This window comes from Pseudomonas sp. RIT623, assembly GCF_004519305.1.
GTDB lineage: Bacteria > Pseudomonadota > Gammaproteobacteria > Pseudomonadales > Pseudomonadaceae > Aquipseudomonas.
Genome location: NZ_SOZA01000072.1, coordinates 1 through 5896, shown reverse-complemented (window position 1 = coordinate 5896; position 5896 = coordinate 1). Strand labels below are relative to the sequence as shown.

The following is a 5896-nucleotide window of genomic DNA, read 5'->3' as shown; positions in this document are numbered from 1 at the left end:
ATCCCTCCCCAGACGCCCCAACCCATGGGCCCGTATGCAGGAGGAAGCAACTCATGCACCGACCGACACCCCACCCGCTGGCCGTGGCGATCTTCGCCGGCCTGCTCCAGCTACCGGCCCAGGCTGCGCTATACGCGGTCGACAGCGGCCCCTACGCGCTGCCCACCGGCAAGTTCCCCGCCTGGTACCAGGACAGCCACGGCCGGGTGCTCGACCTGTGCCTGTCCAAGGCTGTCAGTTCGCGCGTCGCCGGCGCCCCCGGCGCGCCGTCGTACATGTGCACCCTGCTGCCGACGCCCGGCGTGTTCGACGACAGCCGCCCCATCGTCTTCCCCAGCAACTTCCCCGACGAAGCCTTCTGGTTCACCGCCGACGCGGCGGTCGTCGACGCCGCCCGGGGCATCGACCTCAGCTACGGTTCGGCCATCGAGGCGGCCTTCAGCGCCGAGGAACCCAAGGACGGCGACCAGCTCAGCTTTGCCCGGGTGCGCATCCGCGTCGATGTGCCGGTGGCCGGCACCTATGTGGTCACCCACCCCTATGGCGTCGACGTGTTCGACGTGCCGGCCGGGGGCCGTCGGGCGATCAACATGACCCGCGACATCGGCATCGGCTCGCCGGGCGACTTCAGCGGCGCGCTCAAGGGCGACGTCGGGCCGTTCCTGCGCAGCGTCAATGGCCCCTACAGCGAAACCAACCCGGACACCGGCGCCAGTGAGCGCTACGTCGGCGACCCGAACCTGGAAGAGCCGGTGACCGGCAGCCCGTTCAACACCAACTTCGTGCGCATCGAAGGGCCCAACGGCATCGACCTGCGCACCGAGCTGTTCGCGGTATCTGGCAAGTTGTCCACGGTCAACCGCCCGACCCCGCTGATCCCGCAGCGCAGCACCTACTCGCGACACAGCGAGAACGGCGACCTGCGCGCCCAGCAGGATGTGTTCGTCATGGCCCCGCCAGCCCCGGCCACGGTGACCCTGAGCAGCCAGACCCCGGCCCTGGCCCTGGGCGAAGCCAACGGCACCGGCGCCTGGTACGTCCAGTCGGCGCTCAACCCGAGCTTGCCACTGACCTTGCAGGTGACCGCCGACAACAGCCTGGCCATCGCCACCAGCACACCGACCAGCGCGGCCATGCCCCTGGTCGACCTGGTGACCATCAGCCGTGCCGAGTACAGCCTGGCCAGCGGCCAGCTGACCCTGGTCGCCAGCAGCAGCGACCAGACCAGCCCGCCGGCGCTCACCGCGCGCACCAGCAACGGCAGCTTGATCGGCAGCCTCAGCGGCAACGGCGCGGTCAAGACCCTGACCACCGGGCTTGCGCCGATTCCGCCGGCACGGGTGCAGGTCAGCAGCGCCAATGGCGGCAGCGACAGCGAAGACGTGGTGCTGGTGCCATGAACAGACAAAGGCCCCGCCCTCAAGGAGGCAGCATGAACACTTGGTCACGCCGTGCCCTGTGCGCCGCCGGCTTCACCCTCACGTTGAGCAGCGCGGCCTGGGCCGCGCTGTCCGAGGTCGACCCCGGCCCCTACACCTTCGCCACCGGGGGCTACCCCATGTGGTACAAGGACCACACCAACCTCGCCCTGGAGTTGTGCCAGTCGCGCGCCACCAGCACCCGCGCGCCCGGTGCGCCGGGCGCGCCGGCTTACCTGTGCACCCTGCTGCCGGAGCCGGGGGTCTACGATGACACCCTGCCACTGGTGTTCCCCGACAACTGGCCACCCGAGATGTTCTGGTTCCTCGCCGAAACCGAGATCCCGGCGGTGGGCAACAGCGGCTACGAGCTGGAAGTCTACGTGGCGGGCCTGGAGGCCGCGTTCGCCGCCGAGAACCCGGTCGACGGCGACCAACAGAGCTTCGCCCGCATTCGCATTCGCGCCTCGGTGCCCCGCGCCGGCACCTACACCATCACCCATCCCTACGGCGTGGAAACGGTGAACGTCGCCGCCAACCAGGTTGGCCGACGGGCGATCAACATCACCCGCGACATCGGCATCGGCGCCCCGGGCAATTTCAGCGGCGCCCTGACCGGCGACCTCGGCCCGTTCCTGCGCGGCGTCGGCGGCCCGTACACCGCGGTCAACCCCGACACCGGCGCCAGCGAGACCTTCATCGGCGACCCGAACATCACCGAAGCGGTGACCGGCAGCCCCAACAACACCAACTTCGTCCGCATCCAGGGCCCGGCGGGGACGATCCAGACGAACGTCTTCACGGTTTCCGGCAAGGTTCTCGACCAGCGCCAACAAACCCCGGTGAGCCTCGAGCGCGCCACGTACCAACGCAATGCCGCCGGTACCCGCGTCGAGGTCTACGCCAAGGCGCCGAACAGCGCCAGCCTGTGCCTGCGCAATGGCCTGGCGCTGGTCGGCACACCGCCGTCGCCGTGCCAGTTCAACATGCTCGCCGACAACAATGGGCTGTTCTTCAGCCAACAATTGAGCCAGGCCGTGCCCCCCCCAGTGATAGTGGTCACCGCCAGCAGCCCCACCGGTAGCACCCGCCCGACCTCGCTGTCGAGCAAGCTCAGCGACGTGGTCAAGATCGGTACCGCCCGCTATGACTGGGCCAACAAGCGCTTGCTGATCGAGGCCCGTTCCAGCGACGAAGTGCTGGTGCCCGACCTGCTGGTGCAGGGCTTCGGGCGCATGTCCAAGGCTGGCGTGGCACAGAGCCTCACGGTCAACGACCTGGGTCAGCCGCCCGCTTCGATTACCGTCAAGTCGGCCCACGGCGGCAGCGATGTCGAGCCAGTGGTGGTGGTCGGCAGCGCGCCAGTGCAGGCCGAGAACCAGGCACCGATCGCCCACGCCGACGCGGCCAGCACCAGCGTCGGCGTCCCCGTGACCCTCAACCTGCTGGCCAACGACAGCGACCCGGACGGCAACGTGCCGCTGTCGATCAGCGACCTCAGCCAACCTGGCACCGGCCTGGGCGGCGTGGTCCTCAATGGCACCACCGCCGTCACCTACACCCCGCCACCCGGCGCCACCACAGCACTGGTGGCTACCTTCAGCTACCGCGCCATGGACGCCAAGGGCCTGAAGTCGACGCCGGCCACGGTGACCGTCAACGTCGCGCCGAACCAGCCGCCCAGCGCGGTCGCCGACAACGTCGCCACCCTCGGCGTGCCGCTGACCATCAACGCCCTGGCCAACGACATCGACCCGGAAGGCAACCTGCCGCTGAGCATCGCCAGCGTCACCCAGCCGGCCACCGCCGGGCGCGGTACGGTCAGCACCGACGGCAACGTCATCACCTACACGCCGCCGGCCTCGATCGCGAGCGGGTTCACCACCAGCTTCAGCTATATCGCCCGTGATGCCCTTGGCGCGCTGTCCAGCCCCGGCACGGTCACCGTGCAGGTGTCGCCACGGCCAGCCCAGGAGACCTTCGCGGTCACCGCGGCAACGGTCACCGCGCGCTCGAACAACCGCTTCAACTGGGACATCAGCGGCACCTCCTCGGTAACCACCGGCAACACCATCACCGTGCGGGTAACCACCACCACCGGCGTGCAGACCCTGGGCACCACCACGGTGCCGGTCACCGGGCGCTGGCGCCTGGCAGTGAGCAACAGCACCACGGCCGTGCCGACCGCGACGCCCACGGCCACCGTGACCAGCAGCCAGGGCACCACCCGCACGGTCAACGTGACCGTGCAATAGCACCGGAGGACGCCATGAAGCGCCTGCATTCGCTGTTGCTGTGCCTGGCCCTGGTCGGCCAGGCCCAGGCCGACGACCTGGTGGACAACGCCGACCTCGCCGCCGGCAACGACCTCGGCGAACCGCTGGTGGTGCGCCTGCTGCCCCTGGCTGCCGGCCAGGCAGCGCTGATCGAGCAACAGGGCGCGGGCAACCGCGCCGCCCTCGACCAGGCCGGCCAGGCCCTGCTGGGCCGCATCGTCCAGGCCGGAGGCGCGCAGGAGGCGTACATCCTCCAGCAAGGCAGCGACCTCAGCGCGACCATCAGCCAGCAGGGCTACGGCAACGACGCGTCGATCCGCCAGAGCGGCAGCAGCAACAGCGCCGCCATAGAGCAGGTCGGCAACCACAACAGCGCCAGCATCGACCAACGCGGCACGGGCCTGAACAGCACCGTGACCCAGGCCGGCAATGGCCAGCAGATCCACATAACCCAGTACCGCTAGACAGACCTGGAGGCATCACCATGCATATGCTCGCCCCCCTGAGCGCCGCCATTGTCCTGGCCCTTGCCGGCCAGGCGCAGGCCGATGACAGCAACTCGACCCAGTCCCAGCAGGGCAACCAGAACATCGCCGAGGTCAAGCAAATGGCCGCGCCGTTCGCCTCGGCCACCCAGACCCAGACAGGCCAGGGCCACAACCACATGGCCCTGCAGGACAACAGCACCAGCCATATCCAGCAGAGCGCCAGCGGCTCGTACAACGCCGGCTACGCCGAGCAGTTGTTCGAAAACGGCAGCCAGATCACCCAGCGCGCCGGTGGCAACACCAACGATGCCTTCGCCAGCCAGTCGGTGGGGATCAACAACGAGGCGCTGCAGGTGCAGCAAGGCAGCGGCAACCGCTCGGTGATCTGGCAGGACACCCAGAACACCAGCCAGGCCACCACCCTGCAGTCCGGCCACGGCAACGACGCGACCATCGAGCAGTTGTTCGGTGGCACCAACAACAAGGGCCTTATCCAGCAAGGCGGCACCGGCAACCAGGCCGCCGCCGAACAGATGACCCACCTGGACGGCGATATCGCCATCTACCAGGAAGGCAAGCAGAACTGGGCCTATGGCGACCAGCGCGATGGCCTGGGCGGCAGCATCGGCATCAACCAGTACGGTACCGGCAACTCGGTGGAGGTGTGGCAGGACAACCAGTCCGCCAGCTATGCCAACGTCCATCAGAATGGCCAGCAGAACGAAGGCTACATCGACCAGAGCTTTGGCCAGGGCAATACTGCCGGCCTGAGCCAGACCGGGCGTGGTAACGCCAGTTGGTCGGACCAGTTCGAGACCAGCCAGTCGGTGACCAGCATTTCGCAGATCGGCAACAACAACCTGCACTTCACCTACCAGACCGGCGACAACCATAGCCTGAGCATCAGCACCCAGGGCAATGGCAACCAGATCATGGCCAGCAACTGGAAGGGCGCGAAGTCGGGGGGGCAGTTCGGCGACAGCCAGCACGCCGAGATCAACCAGGCCGGCAACGGCAACGGCGTGAACATCACCCAGGAAGGCAGCAGCCAGCAGGCGCGGTTGAACCAGTACGGCAACCGCAACCAGATGGAGACTCGCCAGGGCGACAGCAACAACGAGTTGTATTTCGAGCAGAACGGCAGCGACAACCTGCTGATCGCCGACCAGCGCGGTAGCGCCAACTACGCCGAGGGCCTGGCCGGGGGCAATGGCGGCAGCATCACCCTCGATCAGTCCGGCAGTGGCAACCAGAGCTACACCTACCAGCTGTATGGCCAGGGCAACCAGGCCACCATCAAGCAGACCGACGGCGTCAACCTGGCCTACGTGACCCAGGGCGGCAATGGCAACCAGGCCTTTGTCGACCAGAGCGGGGCCAGCCAGACCGCCACCATTACACAGTACGGCAATGCCAACATGGCGACCGTTACCCAACAGTGATGCCCTTTCCCCTTGGACCGCGGTGTTGGCCTCTCCCTGGCACCGCGGTTCTTTTTTTCTCGGAGCTGTTCTGATGTTTTGGATTATGTAGGCGCATTTACTGGCGGGGGCGAGGCATGAATACCTTTTCGACTTTACGGTGGCCGGTTTTTTCTCTGGTACATGGGTTTTAGACGTCGTCGATGAATGCGTTTATATCTGCAAAAATCCACGTCGAACGACTTTGACTTTGACTTTGACTTTCAGAGCGTGGGTTTTGAAAGTTATACGCT

At 67.0% G+C, this 5896-nt stretch carries 4 protein-coding genes; all 4 read left to right on the top strand.

Annotation, left to right across the window (positions count from 1 at the left end; all coding sequences use genetic code 11):
* Window positions 1-53: 53 nt before the first annotated feature.
* Genes E3U47_RS24650 through E3U47_RS24635 form a run of 4 tightly spaced genes read left to right on the top strand, consistent with a single transcriptional unit; the run spans window position 54 to window position 5624 of the window.
* Complete coding sequence (locus tag E3U47_RS24650) at window positions 54-1400, top strand: hypothetical protein (RefSeq protein WP_134694180.1); 1347 nt, start codon at window positions 54-56, stop codon at window positions 1398-1400.
* A 32-nt stretch (window positions 1401-1432) separates the two neighbouring features.
* Window positions 1433-3673, top strand: coding sequence for an Ig-like domain-containing protein (locus E3U47_RS24645; protein ID WP_134694179.1), 2241 nt, complete (start codon window positions 1433-1435; stop codon window positions 3671-3673).
* A 14-nt stretch (window positions 3674-3687) separates the two neighbouring features.
* A complete protein-coding gene (locus E3U47_RS24640; RefSeq protein WP_134694178.1) occupies window positions 3688-4158 on the top strand; it encodes a curlin in 471 nt (156 codons plus the stop codon).
* A 20-nt stretch (window positions 4159-4178) separates the two neighbouring features.
* A complete protein-coding gene (locus E3U47_RS24635) occupies window positions 4179-5624 on the top strand; it encodes a curlin (RefSeq protein ID WP_134694177.1) in 1446 nt (481 codons plus the stop codon).
* Window positions 5625-5896: the final 272 nt, after the last annotated feature.

Excerpts from the sequence above, each read along its gene's own strand:
- E3U47_RS24650 (WP_134694180.1), top strand. The coding sequence starts at position 54 with ATGCACCGACCGACACCCCACCCGCTGGCCGTGGCGATCTTCGCCGGC.
- E3U47_RS24645 (WP_134694179.1), top strand. The coding sequence starts at position 1,433 with ATGAACACTTGGTCACGCCGTGCCCTGTGCGCCGCCGGCTTCACCCTC.
- E3U47_RS24640 (WP_134694178.1), top strand. The coding sequence starts at position 3,688 with ATGAAGCGCCTGCATTCGCTGTTGCTGTGCCTGGCCCTGGTCGGCCAG.
- E3U47_RS24635 (WP_134694177.1), top strand. The coding sequence starts at position 4,179 with ATGCATATGCTCGCCCCCCTGAGCGCCGCCATTGTCCTGGCCCTTGCC.